A 22,114-nucleotide genomic window follows, 5' to 3' on the forward strand; every position below is an offset into this window, starting at 1 on the left:
CCCCCTATCTGGGCCGCTTTCACGAAGCTCATTCCTTCCCACCCCGGCGGAGGCCGGGGTCCAGTTGGCGGACGGTGGCCAGTAGCTCTGATCGCTTCCCAACTGGGCCCCGGCCTTCGCCGGGGCGGTCCATATTTTGAGCGTCGCGCCGACTTTCCCAGAGGAATCTATCCAGGACAGGAATTAAGTGAATGTCGATCGACCATGGGCTTTGCGTGCGCCATACCGTCGCCCAAGCTGTTCCAACAAGTAGAGCTGGTGGACACCGTCCGCCCTCTCCTTTGCTCAAGGGACAAGTAAGAAATAGAAACTACGCCGTGCCCGACAGAACTTACGCCGCCGCGCGCATCGTCCGGTCGATGGGCGCCAGCGCCGCTAGGAACTGCTCCGCGCTGGCCCGCCAGGTGAAACCCTGACCATAGGCCGCACAGGTCCGACGATCGAGCGTCAGGGCACCCGCGATCGCCTGCTCCAGCACCTCGTTCATCACCCCCACTTCGGGGTTCAGCACGTCGATCGGCCCCTGGACTGGCAGCGCGGCGACGGGCGTGCCGCAGGCGAGAGCCTCGATCATCACCAGCCCGAACGTATCGGTCCGGCTGGGAAAGACGAAGACGTCCGCCGTACGATAGACGGCGGCCAGTTCCTCGCCGAACTTCGCCCCCAGGAAACGGACCTCGGGATATTGCGCGGCCAGGCTGGCGCGGGCGGGGCCGTCGCCGACCACGACCTTGGTGCCCGGCATCGTGGTATCGAGGAAGGCCGCGATGTTCTTCTCGACCGCGACGCGACCGGCATAAAGCTGCACCGGTCCGGGAAGCGCCGCCACGGCCGCATCGCGCGGACCTTCGGGGCGGAACAGGGCGGTATCGACGCCCCGCCCCCAGTGCCGCGTCTGCGGCAGGCCATGCGCGTTCAGCGTCGCCGCGACACTGGGCGTCGAGGCCAGGATCGCCGCCGAGGGGGCATGGAACCAGCGGACATAGCGCCAGACAAATTCGGGGCTGACCGCCTTTACCCGCGCCGCGACATAATCGGGAAACTGGGTGTGATAGGCGGTGGTGAAGGGCAGCCCGTTCGACAGGCACCAGCGGCGGGCGAGCAGGCCGAGTGGCCCTTCGGTCGCGATGTGCACGGCATCGGGCGCGAACCGCTCCAGCGTGTGGCCGATCGCGCCGGGGCGCGGCAGGGCCAGCCGGATTTCGGGATAGGTCGGGCAGGGCACCGAGGCGTAGAGATCGGGCGAGAGAATCGTCAACTCCTGCCCCATCGCACGAAGCTCACCCGCGACCGATTGCAATGTGCGGACCACGCCGTTGACCTGCGGGCTCCAGGCGTCGGTGACGATCGCGATACGCATGTGCCCGAACCTCTCGTATGTCAGGCGGCGATGGCCGCGGCGACCGGACGCTGGCGCCGGGCCTCCATCTCCTCGCCCCAGTGCAGGATTTCCATCGAACCGTCGAAATGTTCGACCAGCGCGGTGCAGCCCTCCACCCAGTCGCCGTCGTTATAATAGGTGACGCCGTTGATGTCACGGATCTCGGCGGTATGGATATGACCGCACACCACGCCGTCGACCCCGCGCGCGCCCGCGGCATGGGCGACGACTTCCTCGAAATGCGAGATGAAGGCGACGGCGTTCTTCACCTTGGCCTTGGCGTGCTTGGACAGCGACCAATAGGGGCGCTTCATCCATCGGCGGACGATATTCACCCAGCGGTTCACCTCCATGAGCGCAGTGTAGGCGAAGTCGCCGACATGGGCGAGCCAGCGATGCGCCAGTGTGATCGCGTCGAACTCGTCGCCGTGCAGGACCAGCAGGCGGCGGCCGTCCGCCGTCTCGTGGATCGCCTTGCGACAGATGGCGATGCCGCCGAAATCCATGCCGGTGAACTGGCGGAAGATCTCGTCGTGATTGCCGGGGATATAGATGACGCGGGTGCCGCGCTTGGCGCGCTTCAGCAGCCGCCAGACCACGTCGTTATGCGCGGCGGGCCAGTAGAATTTCTTCTTCAACCGCCAGCCGTCGATCATGTCGCCGACCAGGTACATGGTGTCGCTGTCGACGTGATCCAGAAAGTCGATCAGCATCTCGGCATTGCAACCGCGCGTGCCGAGATGGACGTCCGAAATCCAGATGGTGCGGTAACGGCGGCGCTCCTGCCCCTCAGGCTCTGGCGTCACCGGCGCGCGGGGGATGAAGTCGAGGATGGCGGCGTTTTCGTGCAACGAACCATCGATCGGAATGCTGGTGATCGGCATCGGCATAACCCCACGCTTGGCGTTGCGCGTGTCATGCCCGTCATCTGTGACGCCCGCGTCGCAGATCGATGACAGAGGCAAAGCACTTTGATGACGGGCGCAAGTCAGGGGTGAAGAAAAGCCCGCCGATCCTGGGGACCGGCGGGCTTTTTACGATGGGCTGAACGTCGTGTGCCTCACGCCCCTCCCGCAGGCGGGAGGGGATGGGGGAGGGAAAGGCCGCAGGCTTTGGTCTCGGTGAGACTTCATTCCCTCCCCTCGTTCCCCTCCCGCTTGCGGGAGGGGATGCAGAAGGCAGTCTTAGAAACGCACCGCGACCGAGGCTGCATAGGTCCGGCCGTTCTTGTAGAAGGCGGTCGGACGGTCGGGCGTCGCGTTATACTGGTAATAGGTCTCGTCCAGCAGGTTCTGGGCGTTGACCGACAGCGTGATTTCCTTGGTCAGGTTCACACCCGCCGAGAAGTCGAGCTGGCTGTACGGCGCGACCATTTCGCGCGAGCCCAGGCGGCCGATCGTGCGGAAATAGCTCGAACGGTAGTTGTAGCTCAGACGCGCCTGGAAGATGCCGCTCTCGAAATACGGGATCACGTTGACGGTGTGACGCGACAGATATGGCAGGTTCAGCGCCGCACCGGTCGTGTCGACCGACGAGGTCGAGCTGTCCTGGTACGAATAGTTCGCCTGGATGCCGAAGCCGCCCCAGATTTCGGTCTGACCCGAAATCAGCGCGCCGTTGACCTTCGCCTTGCCGCCGTTGATCGGCTGGTTGACGTTATAGGTCGTCAGAGCGCCCGCCAGCGTATTGAAGTACACCGCGTTGGTGCGCGTGTTGATGATGTAGTTCGAGATGTCGCGACGGAACAGCTCGACCGCCACCAACGAGCCGGCGCGCGGATACCATTCCGCGGTCAGTTCGTAGTTGGTCGACTCATACGGCTTCAGGTTCGGGTTGCCGCCGCCGCCATCGAGCGTGACGTTGTTGAGCGACAGCGACGCCGCCAGGTCCTCGTAGCGCGGACGCGAGATCACCCGTGCCACCGCACCGCGTACGATCACCTGCGGGCTGATCGAATAGGCCAGGTTCACGCTGGGCAGGAACTTCAGGTAATCGGTGGTGGTGGTGGTGGGCACCGGCACCGGGTTCGCCAGGTTGCTCTGCGTCACGGCATAGCTGGACTGGTCGCGAGTATAGACCAGACGGCCACCGATATTGCCGCGCAGGCCACCCTGGTCGAAATTCGCCTGGATGTACGACGCCATCACGGTTTCGCGAACGCGGGTCGATGCGCCGATCTTGTTGACCAACTGGCTGTTGATCGCCTTGGACAGGATGTCGATCACGGCCTGGTCGGGCAGGTTCAGATACTGGGTCGCATTGCCCGAACCGCCGGTGCCGTCGAACACGCCGCCCGGCGTCGCCAAGGTGGGCACGCCCAGCTGGTTCACCGTCATCGAGGTGGTCATGTAGGTGTTGATGCCACGCGCATCGAGCCGGTTGACGTGGTCGGTCACGCGGCTGCCCAGCAGGATCTGGGTGAAGGGGCCGAACTCGACCGGGATGGTCGCGTCATAGCCGCCGAAGATGTCGCGGTCGGTGGTGACGCTATAGTCCAGGCCGCCGATCTGCGCGGCGATCAGGTTCTGGCCGTTGACGACGACCGGACGGCCCTCGATCGTGGCGGCGTTGTTGTTCGGGTTGGTAAAGTAGTTGGCGGGGTTGGTCGGATCGCCGACATAGTTGACCGTCGCCGACTTCGGACCGAACGAGTAGCTGAACGGCAGCTTGGTCTGCACGTTGAACAGATATTCCGGGTTGCGGCCGCCGGTCGCGCGCGACCAGCCACCCGCGAAGCTGACCTTCGCGCCGTCATCGCCTTCCCAGTCGGCGAAGAAGTTGAGGTTGTCGGTCTTCAGCTTCGACTTGCGGACCAGCGTGTCGAGCTGCGACGCCTGGTTGGTCGCGGCGCCGAACGAGGCCGAGTTGACCACGCCGTTGCTGATATTGGCGGTCTGCAGCACGTTGCCGGTCCAGGCACCCGGAATGGTGTACATCGACTGGCTGTAGTTGTTGTAGTTGCCGTCGATGTGCAGCCCGTTCAGGGTCAGCGTCAGGTTGTCGGCCGGGCGATACTGCACGGTGCCCGACACGCTGGCGCGCTCGCGGGTCTGCTGGAAATAGGCGTAGTTGATGCCGAAGGGCGACGCGGCCTTGTACAGGTCGGCGATCGTGCCGCCGGTGATCGTCGCGTTCGGGCTCTTCAGGCTGAGCGCGCCGTTCGAGCAGTTGACGAACGGGCTGCTGTACGGACAGGAGGTGCCGGGTGCCGACGGGGCGGCATTGTCGTAACCGAAGAATTCGACGCCCGCGCGGGTCAGGCTCTGCTTGTCATAGGTTGCGGCGACCAGGAAGCCGAAATTGTCGGCCTGGTTGTGCCAGCTGTACAGGCCCGATCCGCGGATATTGGCCTTCTCGGAGCGGTCGTTATACGACACGCCGCCCGAGGCGAAGACCGAGTTGGGGTCGAGGTCGAGCGGGCGACGGGTGCGCACGATGACCGTGCCGCCCAGGCTGCCTTCCTCGATACGCGGTTCCGGCGACTTGTAGACTTCGAGCCGGTCGACCAGCTCGGGTGCGAGCAGCGAATAGTTGAAGGTACGGCTGGAGGGATCGTTGTCGTTGCCGCCCCAGTCGGCCGAGGCCAGCGCATGGCCGTCGAGCAGCATGCGGTTCAGCGCCGGGTCGGTGCCCAGGATCGCGACCTTCTCGCCCTCGCCGAAGCGGCGGTCGATGCTGACGCCCGGGATGTGCGACAGCGACTCCGCGACGTTGCGGTCGGGGAACTTGCCCACGTCCTCGGCGGTGATTACGTCGACGACGGCGTTGGCCTCGCGCTTGACGTTGATCGCGTTGCGAAGGCTGGAGCGGATGCCGGTCACGACGACGTCACCGGTATCGGACTGGTCACTGCCGGGTGCGGTCTGGGTCGGTGCGTCGGTCGGCGCGGTGGCCGTCTGCGCGAAGGCGGTGCCCTGAATGCCCGCAAGTGCGGTCGCCGTCAGAATCATGCCGCGAAAGCTCAACATGCTCAAATCCCCCCAATTCCTGTCGCGCCACCCCGCACGTTTCGATCATTGCGATACCGGGGAAGACAGGTGGGTTCCTCCCCTGACGAGCTTGTTATACGATATGCTCGGACTACCAACCTGTAACCAAACTGACATTGGTCCGTAAACGGAAAAAATATGACTTTTCTGTTATGGGACCATTGGACTGGCAAATTGCGGTTTGTGATGCTTAAATGACGCACTGACGGACCCCTTCGCTTCGGGGCGGGGCGCAGGGGCGGCGAAATTCAGGGGGAGCGGATGATGGCGACACGACCGGCCGGGCAAAGGCCGCCGCTGCTGGAAATCTGTATCGACGACGCCGAAGGGGTCGAGGCGGTCGTCCGGGCTGGCGCCGATCGGATCGAGTTGTGCGGCGCGCTGGGGCTGGGTGGTCTGACCCCCTCGGCCGCATTGGTGGCGCAGGCGGTCGCGTCGGGCGTGCCGGTGCATGCGATGGTGCGGCCGCGCGACGGCGACTTCCGCTATGATCCGGCCGATGTCGCCTTGGCCACCGACGAGATCCGGCGCATGGTGGGGCAGGGCGTCGCCGCTGTGGTGGTGGGCGCGATGGGCGACGACCGATCGCTGGACCTCGATCTCCTAGCGCGCTGGCGCGACGCGGCGAAGGATGTCGCGATCGTGCTCCACCGTGCGGTCGATCTGGTTGCCGACCCCGTGGCCGCGGTGGAGGCGGTGGCCGCGATCGGCTATGACCATATCCTGACGTCGGGCGGCGCGCCGACCGCCGAGCAGGGTGCGGACGTAATCGCCAGGATGGTCGCGGCGGCGCGCGGGCGGCTTTCCATCATCGCCGGATCGGGTGTTTCGGCGAAGAATGTCGCCGCGCTCATCGCTCGGACGGGGGTCGATGCAGTCCATGCTTCTGCCAGTATCCGCGAGCCCTGGACCGATCCGCGCATCGTCGAAATGGGCTTTGCCGTCGGGCCGAGACGCCGGACAAGCACCGAAAAGATCATCGCGCTGCGGCACGCAATCGGAGAGGAATAAAAATCCAATGTATGCCAAATATAATACCTGTTGCCGGGTTGGTCATGCTGCGATAAGCCTCGTATCGAAGCGGGGCGTGGCATGAGCGACGCCCGGGCAAGGGGAGATGGCGCGGCCATGACATTCTCGGCGCAGGTCGGTTCTTTCCGAAAGGGAAATCCCGCGCCGCTGTACCTCCAGCTTCAGCAGTTGCTGCGCGATGCCATCACGAACAATGTGCTGGCCGAGGATGATGCGATCCCCGCCGAGCGTGACTTGGCGATCGAATATGACGTGTCGCGGATCACGGTGCGCAAGGCGATCGGCGGCCTGGTCGAAGAGGGCTTGCTGACGCGTCGGCGCGGCGCGGGCACCTTCGTCGCGGGGCGGGTCGAGAAGAGCTTTTCCAAGCTGTCATCCTTTTCCGAGGACATGATCGCACGCGGCCGCACGCCGAGCAGCCAGTGGGTCAGTCGCGCGCCCGGCACCGTCACGCCCGAGGAGGCGCTCTCGCTGGGCCTGTCGCCGGGCGCGCCGGTGTACCGGTTCCAGCGCGTGCGTTTCGCCGACGAGGTGCCGATGGCGATCGAGATTTCGACCATCGCCGGTTTTGCGCTGCCCGGGATCGAGGCGGTCGACCGCTCGCTCTATGCGGCGCTCGAGCGCGCGGGCAACCGGCCGGTGCGCGCGCTCCAGCGGCTGCGTGCGGTGCCGTTCGGCGCGGACCATGCCAAGATGCTGAATGTCGATCCGGGCCATGCGGGCCTGTTGATCGAACGGCGCGGATTTCTACGCGATGGACGGGCGGTGGAATATACCCAGTCCTTCTATCGCGGCGATGCCTATGATTTCGTCGCGGAGTTAACCGATGTCTGATGTGATGACCGCCGGTCGTGCGGGAACCGGCACCCTGATGGGAGCGGAAGCGGGAGAGGCGCCGGAGGCGATCGCCCGGCTGCTCGCGCGCAATGCGCCGACCGTCCGGGCGCTGGCCGAGCGGCTGCGTGCCGCCCCGCCGCCGGTGATCATCACCATTGCCCGCGGCTCGTCGGATCACGCCGCGACCTATGGCAAATATATCCTGGAGACCAAGACCGGCGTGCCGGTGTCGTCGGCCGCACCCTCGGTCGCGTCGATCTTCGAGACCCCGATGAAGGTGCAGGGCGCGCTGGTCATCGCCATTTCGCAGTCGGGGCGCAGCCCGGACCTGCTGGCGACGGTCGAGGCGTACCGGGCGGGCGGCGCGCATATCGTCGCGCTCGTGAACGATGAAGAGTCGCCGCTGGCGACCGGCGCGGACACCTTCCTGCCGCTGACGGCAGGACCCGAAAAGGCGGTCGCCGCCACCAAGTCCTGCCTGACCGCACTGGCGGGGCTGGCACAGCTCGCCGCCGCCTGGGCGGGCGACGAGGCGCTGGATGCCGCGCTGGAAGACCTGCCGGGCCAGGTCGAACAGGCGCTGGGCCTGGACTGGTCCTCGGCGGTCGAGGGCCTCTGCGACGTCAGCCAGATGTTCGTGCTCGGTCGCGGCTACGGCTACGGCGTGGCGCAGGAAGCCGCGCTGAAGCTGAAGGAAACCTGCTCGATCCAGGCCGAGCCGTTCAGCGCCGCCGAGGTGCGTCACGGCCCGATGCGGATCGTCGAGCCCGGCTATTCGGTGCTGGGCTTTGCCACCTCCGACGTGGCGGGCGAGGATGTGAAGGCGGTCGCCGACCAGTTCGAGGCACGCGGCGCCAAGCCGTTCGTCGCGGGGCAGGGCGGTGCGCTGCCCATGGTCGCCGGCCACCCCGCGCTGGAGCCGATTGCGATGCTCGCCAGCTTCTACCGCATGGTCGAGGCGCTGGCGCTCGCCCGTGGCATGGACCCCGACTCGCCGCCGCATCTTCAGAAAGTGACCCGCACGCTATGACCCGTTTCCGTTTCGTCAACGGCCATGTCGCGACCCAGGGCGGCGTCCTGCCCGGCGCGGAGATCACCGTCGATGGCGATCGTATCGCGTCGATCGGCGCGGTCGATGGTGCTGGCCAGGGTGGGGGCGACACGATCGACCTGAACGGCGGCTGGGTCGTTCCCGGCTATATCGACACGCAGGTCAATGGCGGCGGCGGTGTGCTGTTCAACGACCGTCTCGACGTGGACGGCATCGCGACCATGGCGGCCGCCCATGCCGTCTATGGCACCACCGCGATGCTGCCGACCCTGGTCAGCGAAACGCCGGACAAGATCGCCCGCGCGCTCGACGCCATCGACGAGGCGATCGAAGCCAAGGTGCCCGGCATCGTCGGCATCCATGTCGAGGGACCGGTGCTCAATCCGGCGCGCAAGGGCATCCACGATCCGGCGCGTTTCCGCGACCTGGACGAAGAGATGATCGCCGTCCTGACCCGCCCCCGCAAGGGCAAGGTCATGCTGACCATCGCGCCCGAGCGTGTGCCGGTGGCGACGATCCGCCGCCTGGTCGAGGCGGGTGTCCTGGTCAGTGCCGGACATACCGAGGCGAGCTATGAACAGGCGATCGCGGCGTTCGACGCGGGCCTGGTCGGCGTCACCCATCTCTACAACGCCATGCCTGCCATGCAGCAGCGCGTGCCGGGACTGGCGGGCGCGACGCTCGACGATCCGCGTCCCTATGCCGGGTTGATCATCGACGGCTTCCACGTCTCCGCGCCGATGCTGCGCCTGGCGATGAAGGCGCGGCCGTTCGACCGGATGATGCTGGTCACCGACGCCATGTCCTCGGTCGGCGCGGTCGAGAAGGACTTCGTCCTCCACGGCCGCCACATCGACGTGTCGGGCGGCAAGTGCACCTATACCGACGGTACGCTGGCGGGCTCCGACCTCGACATGGGTTCGGCGGTCGCCAATGCGGTCGAGCAGCTGCGCATTACGGTCGATCAGGCGGCGGCGATGGCCGCCACGAACCCGGCGGCGTTCCTGGGGCTTTCGCATGAGCGCGGTGCGCTGGCGACGGGCCTGCGCGCCGACTGGGTGGTGCTCGACGCGCGCCTGAAGCCGGTCGAGACGCAGATCGCGGCGGCGGAGCCGGTCGCGGCATGACGGTCGCGCGCCGCGACCTGTTGCTGGGCAGTGCGGTGGTGGGGCTGGCAGGCGGGATCGCGCCTGCCCGTGGCTTTGCCGCCACCGCCATCCCGGCGAACGGCGCGGGCGCGCTTCCCATGCCGGCCCCAACCGACCGGCTGCCCGCAGCCCTGCCGGTGCAGGATGCGGCGCGCGTGCTGATGGATCGCGGCTGGCTGTTCCATGAGGGCGATATCGCGCCCGCCCCGCTCGACACGCACAACGCGACCTATGTCTCGGTCAAGGCGGGCAATGCGCGCGGCGCGGCGGCGGTCGATTATGACGATAGCGACTGGCAGGCGGTCGACCTGCCGCACGACTGGGCGTCGTTCCAGCCTTTCGTGAAGACCGCCAATGTCGCGCAAGGATATCGCCCGCGCGGCATTGGCTGGTATCGTCGCAGCTTCCGGCTCGATCCGGCACTGCGCGGTCGCCGGATCGAGCTGGAATTCGGCGGCATTGCCACCAATGCGACCCTATGGGTCAATGGCAGCGTCGTCGCGCATAACTTCTCCGGCTACAACGCCATCCGTATCGACCTGACCCCGTTCGCGCGCTTCGGAGACGAGGCGAATGTCGTCGCGGTCCGCGTCGATGCCGAGGCGATGGAGGGCTGGTGGTATGAAGGCGCCGGGCTCTATCGCCATGTCTGGCTGGGCGATTATGCGCCGGTCTCGATCGCGACCGACGGCGTGCATTGCGATCCGCGCAAAGGTGCCGATGGCTGGCACGTCCCCGTCACCGCCACGCTGACCAGCATCGCCGCGAGCGAGGCCGGCGTGACGGTCGAGGCGCGGCTGCTCGATCCGCAGGGCAAGGTCGTCGCGCAAGGGCAGGCGACCGCAACGGTCCCGTCGCTGGACGAGGCGACCGCCCATCTCGACCTGTCCGTCACCGATCCGGTACTCTGGTCGATCGAGCGGCCGGTGCTGTACACGGTGCAGGTACGGCTGCTCCGCGACGGACAGGTGGCGGACGAACGGCGCGTGCCGATCGGTTTCCGCACCATCCGCTTCGACGCGGCCCGAGGCTTTTTCCTCAACGACAAGTCCGTCAAGCTGAAGGGCGTCTGCCTGCATCAGGATCATGCGGGCGTGGGGACCGCGATCCCCGATGCGCTGATCGGCTGGCGGCTGGAGCGGCTGAAGGCGATGGGCTGCAACGCGGTGCGCTCCAGCCACAATGCGCCGACGCCCGAACTGCTCGACTGGTGCGACCGGCTGGGCCTGGTCGTTATGGACGAGAACCGGCAATTCAATCCCGCGCCCGAATATCGCGCGCAGCTGGAGTGGCTGGTCCGGCGCGACCGCAATCATCCCAGCGTCATCATGTGGTCGGTCTTTAACGAAGAGCCGATGCAGGGCACGCCTTCGGGCGTTGAGATGGTCAAGCGCATGGCGCACTGGGTCCGCGCGCTGGACGACAGCCGCCCGGTGACGGCGGCGATGAACGGGGCGTTCTTCGATCCGGTCAATGTCGCGCAGGTCGTCGATGTGACCGGGTTCAACTATTATCAGGGCGATTACGACCGCTATCACCGGCTGAACCCCACCAAGCCGATGACCAGTTCGGAGGACACCAGCGCCTTCATGACGCGTGGTGCCTTTGCGAGCGATCCGGTGCGCCATATCGCGTCGAGCTATGACGACGAGGCGGCCAGCTGGGGCGACACGCATCGCGGTGCCTGGAAGAAGATCGCCGAGCGGCCCTATGTCGCGGGCGGGTTCGTGTGGACGGGCTTCGACTATCATGGCGAGCCGACGCCCTATGAATGGCCGACGATCGCCAGCTTCTTCGGCATCATGGATTTGTGCGGTTTTCCGAAGGTCGCCTTCGACATTCACCGTGCCGCCTGGGTCGATGACGAAGCGGTCGTCGCGGTCGCGCCGCACTGGAGCTGGCCGGGGCGCGAGGGGCAGCCGACCAAGGTCATGGTTCTCTCCAATGCCGAGCGCGTGGTCCTTCGCCTGAACGGCAAGACGGTGGGCGAGGCGGTGGTCGACCGGCTGATGGGCAATGAATGGACCATCCCTTACGCGCCGGGCCGGATCGAGGCGATCGCCTATCGCGGTGGCCGCGAGGTCGCGCGCGCCGTTCATGAGACAGTCGGAGCGCCGGTCGCGCTGCGGCTGACCCCCGCGCGCACCGTGATGGCGGGCGATAGCGAGGATGCGCAGGCCATCACGATCGACGCGGTGGACGCCAGGGGGCGGCACGTGCCGACCGCGAACCTGATGACCCGCTTCGCCATCGAAGGCGGCGCGATCATCGGCGTCGGCAATGGTGATCCCAATAGCCACGAGTCCGAAAAGGCGAGCGAACGGTCACTGTTCAACGGGCTGGCGCAGATGATCGTACGACCCGATGCCGGGCGGGGACGGATCACGATCCGCGCGACGGCGGATGGCCTGAAGCCTGCGACACTGCGGCTTGACCGGCTGGGCGTGCCCGCGCGCGCGCAGGTGCCGGTACTGGCCGCGGAGACGGATGTGCGCGACTGGCGGCGCTCGCCACCGCTCGCCGCCAAGCCTTCGCCCGATCTCGCGCCCGCCGCCAGTGACAATAACGGCTGGGCCTTTGTGCGGGCTGGCACGCCCACCCCGGCGGAAGCGGCGGGGTGGCGGGTCTACCGCGCCAGCGTCACGCCGCGGCGTGCGGTGGCGGCGCGTGGCGGTACGCTGCGTCTTGCCTCGGTCGGCGGCATGGCGAGCCTGTGGGTGGACGGCGTGATGGTCGCCGAGAAACGCGATCCCAAGCCCGGCCCGATGACGGCGACTTTGCCGTCGGGGGCGGGCAAGCGGACGATCGTGCTGATCGTCGCGGGGCTGGGCAATATCGAGAGTGGTCTGCTGGGCCGGGTGACGGTGGCTCCGCGCTGAGGCCGGGGACATCGCTCGCGGGGAATAAATGCAGTTTGGCGAAAGTGACGTGCGATGAGTGAGCTGATCGTTGTGGCCCCGCTGGCGGGCTGGGTGACGCCGTTGCCCAAGGTGCCGGACCCCGTCTTTGCCGAAAAGATGCTGGGCGACGGCTTGGCCATTGATCCGGTCAACGATACGCTGTGCGCGCCGTGCGATGCCACCGTGCTGACGGTGCATGAGGCGGGGCACGCGGTCACGCTGCGCAGCACCGACGGTTATGAGCTGATCTGCCATATCGGCGTCGACACCGTGTCGCTGGGCGGCAAGGGGCTGACCCCGTTGGTGACGGCGGGGGCCAAGGTGCTGGCGGGCCAGCCGCTGATCCGCTTCGATCTCGATTACCTCGTCCAGAACGCGCCCGCCGTCGTCACGCCCATCATCGTCGCCGATGCCACCCGCTACGGCGTCGAGCCGATCGCCAACGGGCTGGTCGCGGTCGGTGATCCGCTGCTCCGCGTCGTGCCGCTGGTGGTCGAGGCGGTGGTCGCCGATGCCGGTGGCGAGACGCTGATCGAGGAAATGGTCGTCGCGCTGTCGCACGGGCTTCACGCCCGTCCGGCCGCGCGGCTGGTCGAGGCGGTGCGCCGTCATGCCGCGACCGTCACCCTTCATCATGGCGATCGTCACGCCTCGGCGCTCAGCGCGGTCGGGTTGCTGGGCCTGGGTCTTGGGCATGGCACCACGGTGCGGATCGAGGCGAGCGGGGCAGAGGCCGCCGCCGCCATTGTCGAGGTCATCGCGTTCCTGAACGACGCGACGGTCGAGGATACGCCGATCGACGTGCCCGAGCCGGTGCGTGGCGAGGGCCCCGGACTGGGCGGCGTGCCCGCCGCGCCGGGGCTGGCGGTCGGCCCGATCCACCGCCTGACCCGCGCCGCCATTCCGGTCGAGCTGACGGCCGGGCCGGTCGCGGAGGAGCGTCAGCACCTGGCCGAAGCACTTGCCCGCGTCCGTGCCGGGTTGGCCCAGGCCGCCGAGGCCGGTGGCGCGCGGGGTGGGGTGATGGCCGCGCACGCCGCGATGCTGGCCGACCCGACGCTGGGCGATGCGGCGCTGGCCGCGATCGACCGGGGATTGAGTGCGGGCGTGGCGTGGCAGGAAGCCATTACCGAACAGGTCGCGGTCCTCGTGGCGAGCGGCGACCGCCGCATTGCCGAGCGCGCCGACGACCTTCGTGATCTGGAGCGCCATGTCCTGGCCGCCCTGGCGGGTCTGCCCATCGAGGGGCCGAGCGTGCCCCGGGGTGCGATCTTGGTTGCCGAGGATCTGCTGCCCAGCCAGGTCGCCGCGCTGGATGCCGCCGTCGTGGCGGGTATTGCGCTGGTGAAGGGCGGCCCGACTTCGCACGCCGCGATTCTGGCGGCGGGTATGGGCCTGCCCATGGCGGTGGCGTTCGGCGAGCCGCTGGCGGCGTTGGAGGATGGCCGGGTGATCGTGCTCGACGCCGATCGCGGGCTGGTCGATCCCGAGCCCGACGCCGATGCGCAAAGTGAGGCGCGCGACACCATCGCCCGTCGCAAGGCCGAGACCGAGGCGGCGCGCGCCGCGACCGGACCCTGCCGGACGCGCGACGGCACCCGGATCGAGATGTTCGCCAATCTCGGCTCGGTCGCCGATGCCGAAGCGGCGGTGGTCGAAGGGGCGGAGGGCTGTGGCCTGCTGCGCACCGAATTCCTGTTCCTGGAGCGCGAAACCGCGCCGACCCGCGACGAACAGGCGCGCGATTATCAGGCCATCGCCGATGCGCTGGGTGACCGGCCGATGATCGTCCGGCTGCTTGATGTCGGCGGCGACAAGCCCGCGCCCTATATGGACCTTCCGGTCGAGGAAAACCCGGCGCTCGGCCTGCGCGGCATCCGCGTGTCGCTCGCCGATCCGCAACTGCTGGAGGATCAGGTCGGCGCGATCCTGTCGGTGCGCCAGCCGTGCCGGATCATGGCCCCCATGGTCGCCAGCCTGTCCGAGCTGGAGGCGGTGCGCGCCGTGGTCGAGCGGCATGGCCGAAAGGCCGAGGTGGGCGTGATGATCGAGACGCCCGCCGCCGCGATTTCCGCCGATATCCTGGCGCGCAAGGCGGACTTCTTCTCGATCGGCACCAACGACCTGACCCAATATACGCTGGCCATGGACCGCGGCAACGCGGCGGTGGCGGCGGGGGTGGACGGGCTTCATCCGGCGGTGCTGCGTCTGATCGGCGCGACCTGTGACGGTGCGTCCCGCCACGATACGCCGGTCGGCGTCTGCGGTTCGCTGGCCGCCGACAGGCTGGCGGTGCCGATCCTGCTGGGGCTGGGCGTCACCGAATTGTCGGTGCCGCCCGCGCGCGTCGCGGCGATCAAGGCGCTGGTCGGCAAGCTTGAGATGGCCCGCTGCCGCGCGGCGGCCATCCATGCGCTGGCGCTTCCATCGGCGGCGGCGGTTCGTGCCCATATCACCACGTTGCTTCAGGAGATCGGCGCATGAGCTCGCCCATGGCCTCACTACAATCGCTCGGGCGCGCCCTGATGCTGCCCATCGCTGTCCTGCCGGTGGCCGGGCTGCTGCTGCGCCTGGGGCAGGCGGACATGCTGAACATCGCCTTCATGGCGAATGCAGGCAATGCGATCTTCGACAATCTGGGCCTGTTGTTCGCGGTCGGTGTGGCGACGGCCTTTGCCCGCGACGGCAATGGCGCGGCGGCACTGGCGGGCATCACCTGTTACCTCGTCACCATCAAGGGTGCCGAGACTTTGGTCATGCCCCCGGCCGATCTCGCCAAGGGGCTGGCCACGGATATCGCGGCCACCGTCGAGGCGGCATGGCGGGCAAAGTCGATCCACCGGTTCGACGTGCCGATCGGTATCGTCTCCGGCCTGATCGGCGGCAGTTTCTACAACCGCTTCGCCACGATCAAGATGCCGGAATATCTGGCCTTTTTCGGTGGGCGTCGCTTCGTGCCGATCATCTCGGGCATTGCGGGCCTGGGTCTGGCCGCGCTGCTCGGCGTGGCGTTCGGGCCGGTCAATGCGGGCATCGACGGCCTGAGCCAGGGCATCGTCCAGGCGGGCGGGCTGGGACTGTTCGCCTTTGGCGTGCTCAACCGTTTGCTGGTCGTCACCGGCCTGCACCACATCCTGAACACCGTCGCCTATTTCGTGGTCGGCGATTATCACGGCAAGACCGGCGACCTGACCCGCTTCTTCGCGGGCGATCCGACTGCGGGCGCGTTCATGAGCGGCTTCTTCCCGGTCATGATGTTCGGCCTGCCCGCCGCCTGCCTCGCCATGTACCACGAGGCGCTGCCCGAGCGGAAGAAGGCGGTCGGCGGCATGTTGTTCAGCCTGGCGCTGATGTCGTTCCTGACCGGCGTGACCGAGCCGATCGAATTCAGCTTCATGTTCCTGGCGCCGGTCCTCTATGCCTTCCACGCCATCCTGACCGGCCTGTCCGAGGCGTTGATGAACGCGCTGGGCGTTCGGCTGGGCTATACCTTTTCGGCCGGTCTGTTCGACTATGTCATCAACTTCGGCAAGGCGACCAAGCCGCTGATGCTGGTGCCGATCGGGGCGGTCTATGCGCTGCTCTATTACGCCGTCTTCCGCTTCGCCATCCGCCGCTGGAACCTCCAGACGCCGGGTCGCGAGGCCGAAGAGGCGTCGGGTGAGGACGTCATCGTAGAGGCCGGTGCGGCCCCGACGACGGGTGGTCGTGGGGCCACCTTCGTCGCGGCGATGGGCGGCAGTACCAACCTGACCGAGATCGCCGCCTGCACCACGCGTCTGCGCCTGATCGTCGCCGACCCGGCGCAGGTCGACGAGCCCGCGCTCAAGCGGCTGGGCGCGCGGGGCATCCTCCGCCCGTCGCCCAGCGGCGTGCAGGTGGTCGTGGGCCCCGTCGCCGACACGATCGCGATGGAAATGCGCGAGGCGATCCAGGCCGGACCGATCGCCGCGACCCGGCAGGCGGTGACAGTTGCTCCCGTCGCCGCTTCCGCCTCGCCTGGATCGTCCGGAACGCCGGACATCTCCGTACCCAAGGTCGTGCTGGACGCGGTCGGTGGAACGGCGAACATCGCCTCGGCCAGCCACCATGCCGGACGCTGGCGGATCGTGCTGGTCGATCCGTCCCGTCTGGGGACGCTGTCGGACGCGCAGATCCGCACCAGCGTGCGCGTGGCCGACGATACCGTGCACGTGCTGATGCACGAAAAGGTCATCATCTGATCGACAGCCATGTTGCCGCCGGTCGAACAAAAAGTGTAGGCAATTCCTAATTTTGTTTAAAACGGTCGCGACACAAAGCGTCGACGATCGCGAGGGAGGATGTGTTGCCAATCGAACTGGCAAGCGGCGTCGATGACAAGCGTTTGTACCGCGCGCCGGCGCTGGAAAAGGGGCTCGACATCCTGGAGCTTCTGGCGGGGGAGGAGCATCCGCTGACCATGAGCGCGATCGTCGTCCGGCTGGGCCGATCGACCGGCGAGCTGTTCCGCATGATCCAGGTGCTGGAACATCGCGGCTATGTCGCGCAGGGTGCAGACGGCTATGTCATGACGCCGCGGCTGTTCCATCTGGGCCTGAAGCGCCCGCCGGTCCGCAGCCTGATGGAGCAGGCGCTGCCCGAGATGCGCAGGCTGGCCGACGATATCGGCCAGTCCTGTTATCTCGCAGTTCCATCTGGCGCCGATTCCTCGGTGATTGCACGGATGGAGGCGGACACCTCGGTCGGGTTCTCGGTGCGGGTCGGGTATCGCCGTTCGCTGCACGAGACGCCGTCGGGCCGAACCCTCTACGCCTTTCAGTCGGAGGCCACCCGGCGCGAGTGGGAGTCGCTCTTCGATCCGCCCCTGTCGGACGAGGCCCGCCAGGCGCTGCGCCAGGATGCCGAGGCGCTGTCCACCCAGGGTTTCGCCCGGTCCGACAGTGCCGAGCTCCTTGGCATGGTCGAGCTGGCCTGTCCGATCATGCGCCAGGCCCGTGCCTGCGCCGTCCTGACCGTGCCGTTCATCCGCATCACCGATGCCCCCGTCGGCGAAGACGAGGCGCTGGCCCGGCTGCGCGACACCGCCCGATTGATTTCCGACCATCTGATCGGCAACGACGCCCGCATCTGATCGCGGCCCAATCGGCTTGTCCGCGCCCGGCTTCACGGCGATAGAGCGCCGTTCCCGATTGAACAAATCTGGCGACACGGGACTTTACCGTTCGGGTCGCGGCATCGCCGTGCAGGCGACCGTCGGGACGGATACAGGTCGGGAACGATACAGGGGGCCGTGGGTGCTGCTGAAATATTATAAGGGTTCGTTTATCTTCACCGCGCTCTGCTTGGGCGTCGCCGCCTGGCTGGGCTTCCAGAGCACGGGGACGTTGCCGGGTACGCTGGGCATCCTGTGGATCGTCCTGGTGCTGGGCGTGCTGGAGGTGTCGCTGTCGTTCGACAATGCGGTCGTCAACGCGACCGTGCTGCGCGACATGGACGACAAGTGGCGCCACCGCTTCCTGACCTGGGGCATCGTCATCGCGGTGTTCGGTATGCGGATCATCTTCCCGCTCGCCATCGTCGCGATCGCCGCGCATCTGGGGCCGATAGAGGCGGTGAAGCTGGCGGCGGGCGATCCGGTCCGGTACGAACAGATCATCACCTCCGCCCATGTCGGTATTTCGGGTTTCGGCGGCAGCTTCCTGGCCATGGTAGGGCTGAACTTCTTTCTCGACGACGAGAAGGACGAGCATTGGATCGCCGTGATCGAGCGCCCGCTGGCGGCGCTGCGCAGGATTTCGGGGCTGGCAACCGGCATCGTGCTGCTCGCGCTCTACGTCATCTCGCGCTTCATTCCGGCCGAGGAGGCGATGACCTTCATCACCTCGGGCATCTTCGGCCTGCTGACCTATATCGCGGTCCACGCCATCGGCGTGGTGCTGGAGGGTGACGGGGACGCCGCCACGGGTGCCGCAGCACGGTCGGGCTTCGCGGCGTTCCTGTATCTGGAGGTGCTGGACGCCAGCTTCTCGTTCGACGGGGTGATCGGCGCGTTCGCGCTGTCGAACAACCTGTTCATCATCGCGCTGGGCCTGGGCATCGGGGCGATGTTCGTGCGTTCGATGACGATCATGCTGGTCGAGCATGGCACGCTGGCGCAGTATCGCTATCTCGAGCACGGGGCCTTCTACGCCATCGTCGCGCTGGCCGCGATCATGCTGCTGTCGGTGCGTTTCCACATTCCAGAGACGATCACCGGCCTGATCGGGGCAACGTTGATCGGTCTGGCCTTCTGGGCTTCGGTGCGCAGCAACCGCAAGCATCCCGAGCAGGCGCTTGTCGATGCCGAGCCGGTTCACCCATCGGGCAAGCCGATCGGCGATTGACCGTTCCGGGGACGTGACGATGGAACCGATCGGCCCGGCGGGGATTGGCCTTTCCATACGCTGGGTGAGGGATCCAAGTCATGTCGGTATCTGCCATCGATACCTTGCGGCGGGAACGTTCGCCGTCCGATCGACCGCTGTTGACCGAGCTGTTCCTGAAGGAACGCGGGCGCGACACGATGACGCCGGAGGATATCGCCACGCTGGAGGGCAGCATCGACGAGGTCCGCGCGATACCCGCGCGGACCATCGTCGTCCGCCGCGAGGAGCGGGTACGGTCGAGCAGCCTTTTGCTCGAAGGGGTGATGTGCCGCTATATGGACGATCGCCAGGGCAATCGGCAGATCGTCGCCTTCCATGTGCCGGGTGATTTTGTCGACCTGCACGGCTTTGCCATGCGGCATCTGGATCACGATGTCGCCGCGCTGACACCGGTGCGCGTGGCGATGGCCGGGCATGACCGGCTGGAGCGGATCGTCGCGGGCTATCCCCGGCTGACCCGCCTGTTGTGGTTTTCGACGCTGCTCGATGCCGCGATGCACCGCGAATGGGTGTTCCGGCTGGGGCGGCTGGGGGCCGATGGCCGTGTAGCGCATCTGTTCTGCGAGCTTCATGCGCGGCTTGCCATGGTCGACATGGTCCGCGACGGCACGTTCCGCTTTCCGGTGACCCAGATCGATCTGGCGGAGGCCACCGGGATCACACCCGTGCACCTCAATCGCGTCCTGCGGTCGCTGCGCGAACGTGGATTGATGACCTTTCGCAGCGGCGAGGTCCACATCCTCGACCTCGACGCGCTGGCGGCGCTTGCCGATTTCGACCCGGCCTATCTCTATGGCGGCGGGCCGACGCTCGACCAGGCGGGGTCATGACGAGCCGCGGCGTGCCGTCGCATGTTCACGACGATGCGGGACAGGCGACCGCCGAGCAGGGGATCGTCATGCTCGATGGCCCCAATGGCGTGGCGGTGGCGATGACGCCGGGGGCCGCGCGGCAGACCGGCAACGAGTTGCTCGCCGCTGCCGTCCGGGCCGAGGCGCAGCTGGGCGACGCCTGATCATCCGGTTCCCGTGGCCGGACAGTGCTTTACCCCTTCGATCAGAGGCCTATGATGACGCACGTTTCATGAACGGGAGTGTTTCTTGCGTCATCCGTCCCTTGCCGTCGTCCTGTCGACCCTGATGAGTACATCCGCCCTCGCAAGCGGCGCGGCCATGGCCGCCGCCCCGCAGGCGGCGCAGGCCCCCGCCACCAATCCGCTGCTCAGCCCATGGACCGGCCCCTATGGCGGCGTACCCCCCTGGGACAAGGTCAAGCCCGAGCTGTTCCCGGCGGCGTTCGAGGCCGCGCTGGCGGAGCGTCGCGCCGACTATGACCGGATCGCCAATGATCCGGCCAGGCCGACCTTCGCCAACACCTTCGTGCCGATGCAGAATGCCGGGCAAACTCTGAACCGCGTGATGACGATGTTCGGGGTGATGACGGGCAACATGAACACGCCGGCCTATCAGGTGCTGGATCGCGAATGGTCGCCCAAGCTGGCCAAGGCGTCGGACGAGATCACCTTCAACCCTAAGCTGTTCGCGCGGATCGAGGCGATCTACAAGGCGCGCGACACCAGCGGGCTCGACGCGCAGCAGAAGCGGCTGGTCACGCGCACCTATGACAGTTTCGTGCGGCAGGGCGCCAAGCTGACCCCGGCGCAGAAGGCGGAACTGTCCGCCTTCAACCAGAATCTCGCGATCAACTTCAGCGAGTTTTCCCAGCGACTGCTGGCGGACGAGGGCACGGCGATCATCGTCACCGACGAGGCGCGGCTGGCGGGCCTGCCCGACAGCGTGAAGGCAGTGGCCAAGGCGGCGGCGGCCGAGCGTGGGCAACAGGGTTGGGCGATCGTTAACACCCGCTCGGCGGTCGATCCGGTGCTGACCTTCGCTACCGACCGGGCGCTGCGCGAGCAGGTGTGGCGTGCCTTCACCAAGCGCGGCGACAATGGCGACATCAACGATACCAAGGCGACCATCGCCCGGATCGTCCGCCTGCGCGCCAACCGCGCGCACCTGCTGGGCTTCAAGACCCATGCCGACTGGCGGATGCAGGACACGATGGCCAAGACCCCGGCCGCCGCGATGGACCTGATGATGCGCGTCTGGCCCGCCGCCAAGGCGCGCGTCGCCGAGGAAGTCCGCGACATGCAGGCGATCGCGGACGCCGCTGCCGCCAAGGGGGAAGGGGCCAAGATCACCATCGAGCCCTGGGACTATCGCTTCTACCAAGAGAAGGTCCGCAAGAGCCGCTACGATCTCGATCAGGCCGAGTTGAAGCCCTATTTCGAGTTGAACAACATCATCCAGGGGTCGCTCTACGCAGCGAACCGGCTCTATGGCCTGGAGTTCAAGGAGATCACCGGCACGGTGCCGGTGTTCGAGCCGAACATGCGCGTGTGGCACGTCACCCGCAACGGCAAGGAAGTGGGCCTGTTCTACCGCGACGATTTTGCGCGGACCGGCAAGCGTTCGGGCGCCTGGGCGAACACCTATCGCGGCCAGCGAAACCTGCCGCCGGTGCAGAATGTCCTGTCGTCCAACAACAACAACTTCGCCAAGGGCGCGCCCGGTGAACCGGTCCTGATCAGCCTGGACGATGCCGAGACGCTGTTCCATGAATTCGGCCACGCCATCCACGCGATGTTGCAGAACGTGACCTATCCGGGGCTGGCGGGCACGCCGCGCGACTTCGTGGAATATCCCAGCCAGGTAAACGAGCATTGGCTGCTGACCCGCGACGTGCTCGACAAATATGCCCGTCACTACAAGACCGGCCAGCCCATGCCGCAGGCGCTGCTCGACAAGATCAAGGCGTCGGAGACCTTCAACCAGGGTTTCGCGACGACCGAATATCTCTCTTCGGCGATTCTGGACATGAAGCTGCACACCATCCCGGACGGCGTGGTCGACCCGGCCGCGTTCGAGGCGACGACCTTGCGTGAGATCGGGATGCCGAAGGAACTGGTGATGCGGCACCGCCTGCCGCAGTTCAATCACCTGTTCTCGTCGGACAGCTATTCGGCCGGTTATTACAGCTATCTCTGGTCGGAGACGATGGACGCCGACACTTTCGCGGCGTTCGAGGAAGCGGGCAGCCCGTGGGACAAGGCGACGGCGGACCGCTTCGCGCGGATCCTGTTGTCGACGGGGAACGAAACCGACCGCGCCGAGGCGTATCGCGCGTTCCGGGGGCGTGATCCGGACGTGAATGCGCTGCTCAAGCAACGCGGCTTCCCCACGAAGTAACGACCTCAATCCTCCCCATCGTCAGATGGGGAGGGGGACCGCGCCCGCAGGGCGTGGTGGAGGGGTAGGGCCGGTCCGTCCGCCCCTCCACCATCGCTGGCGCGATGGTCCCCCTCCC

The 22,114-nt window shown here is 66.9% G+C and carries 15 protein-coding genes; 12 read left to right on the plus strand and 3 right to left on the minus strand.

The annotated features are described in order from the left end of the window. Nucleotides 1-331: 331 nt before the first annotated feature. From SOM26_RS07755 to SOM26_RS07765, 3 genes are all read right to left on the minus strand, one after another. Nucleotides 332-1,360 (minus strand): glycosyltransferase family 4 protein, encoded by a 1,029-nt coding sequence (locus tag SOM26_RS07755; RefSeq protein WP_320452145.1) that lies wholly within the window; start codon nt 1,358-1,360, stop codon nt 332-334. A 20-nt stretch (nt 1,361-1,380) separates the two neighbouring features. Next, entirely contained in the window at nt 1,381-2,265 is an 885-nt protein-coding gene (locus SOM26_RS07760) for a UDP-2,3-diacylglucosamine diphosphatase (protein WP_320452146.1), read from the minus strand. Nucleotides 2,266-2,565: 300 nt separating this feature from the next. Further along, nucleotides 2,566-5,349 carry a TonB-dependent receptor gene (locus SOM26_RS07765; RefSeq protein WP_320452147.1) on the minus strand — a complete coding sequence of 928 codons (2,784 nt, stop codon included), beginning with the start codon at nt 5,347-5,349 and terminating at the stop codon, nt 2,566-2,568. Nucleotides 5,350-5,631: 282 nt separating this feature from the next. Between SOM26_RS07765 and SOM26_RS07770 the strand changes: the two genes are divergently transcribed. The 12 genes from SOM26_RS07770 to SOM26_RS07825 all read left to right on the plus strand — a co-directional run bounded on the left by SOM26_RS07770 (nt 5,632) and on the right by SOM26_RS07825 (nt 21,996). Beyond that, the gene (locus tag SOM26_RS07770) at nt 5,632-6,381 is read left to right on the plus strand and encodes a copper homeostasis protein CutC (protein WP_320452148.1); all 750 of its coding nucleotides are present in this window, start codon (nt 5,632-5,634) and stop codon (nt 6,379-6,381) included. A 117-nt stretch (nt 6,382-6,498) separates the two neighbouring features. Next, nucleotides 6,499-7,236, plus strand: coding sequence for a GntR family transcriptional regulator (locus tag SOM26_RS07775; protein WP_320452149.1), 738 nt, complete (start codon nt 6,499-6,501; stop codon nt 7,234-7,236). Next, nucleotides 7,229-8,269, plus strand: coding sequence for an SIS domain-containing protein (locus tag SOM26_RS07780; RefSeq protein ID WP_320452150.1), 1,041 nt, complete (start codon nt 7,229-7,231; stop codon nt 8,267-8,269). The genes SOM26_RS07775 and SOM26_RS07780 overlap by 8 nt, the downstream gene beginning before the upstream one ends. Continuing rightward, nucleotides 8,266-9,417, plus strand: a complete 1,152-nt coding sequence (gene nagA, locus SOM26_RS07785; RefSeq protein WP_320452151.1) for an N-acetylglucosamine-6-phosphate deacetylase — start codon at nt 8,266-8,268, stop codon at nt 9,415-9,417. Before SOM26_RS07780 ends, nagA begins: the two co-directional genes overlap by 4 nt. Then, nucleotides 9,414-12,317 carry a beta-galactosidase GalA gene (galA, locus tag SOM26_RS07790; protein WP_320452152.1) on the plus strand — a complete coding sequence of 968 codons (2,904 nt, stop codon included), beginning with the start codon at nt 9,414-9,416 and terminating at the stop codon, nt 12,315-12,317. The genes nagA and galA overlap by 4 nt, the downstream gene beginning before the upstream one ends. A 54-nt stretch (nt 12,318-12,371) precedes the next feature. Continuing rightward, nucleotides 12,372-14,822 (plus strand): phosphoenolpyruvate--protein phosphotransferase, encoded by a 2,451-nt coding sequence (gene ptsP, locus SOM26_RS07795; protein WP_320452153.1) that lies wholly within the window; start codon nt 12,372-12,374, stop codon nt 14,820-14,822. Next, nucleotides 14,819-16,561, plus strand: coding sequence for an N-acetylglucosamine-specific PTS transporter subunit IIBC (nagE, locus tag SOM26_RS07800; protein WP_320452154.1), 1,743 nt, complete (start codon nt 14,819-14,821; stop codon nt 16,559-16,561). The genes ptsP and nagE overlap by 4 nt, the downstream gene beginning before the upstream one ends. Before the next feature lie 104 nt (nt 16,562-16,665). After that, a complete protein-coding gene (locus tag SOM26_RS07805; protein WP_320452155.1) occupies nt 16,666-17,451 on the plus strand; it encodes an IclR family transcriptional regulator in 786 nt (261 codons plus the stop codon). Nucleotides 17,452-17,617: 166 nt separating this feature from the next. Next, complete coding sequence (locus tag SOM26_RS07810) at nt 17,618-18,703, plus strand: DUF475 domain-containing protein (protein ID WP_320452367.1); 1,086 nt, start codon at nt 17,618-17,620, stop codon at nt 18,701-18,703. Between the two features lie 80 nt (nt 18,704-18,783). Beyond that, a complete protein-coding gene (locus SOM26_RS07815) occupies nt 18,784-19,575 on the plus strand; it encodes a Crp/Fnr family transcriptional regulator (RefSeq protein ID WP_320452156.1) in 792 nt (263 codons plus the stop codon). Continuing rightward, nucleotides 19,572-19,760, plus strand: coding sequence for a hypothetical protein (locus SOM26_RS07820; protein WP_320452157.1), 189 nt, complete (start codon nt 19,572-19,574; stop codon nt 19,758-19,760). The genes SOM26_RS07815 and SOM26_RS07820 overlap by 4 nt, the downstream gene beginning before the upstream one ends. 124 nt (nt 19,761-19,884) lie before the next feature. Continuing rightward, entirely contained in the window at nt 19,885-21,996 is a 2,112-nt protein-coding gene (locus SOM26_RS07825) for a M3 family metallopeptidase (RefSeq protein WP_320452158.1), read from the plus strand. Nucleotides 21,997-22,114: the final 118 nt, after the last annotated feature.

Source organism: Sphingomonas sp. CFBP8993 (assembly GCF_034044895.1).
Taxonomy (GTDB): Bacteria; Pseudomonadota; Alphaproteobacteria; order Sphingomonadales; family Sphingomonadaceae; genus Sphingomonas.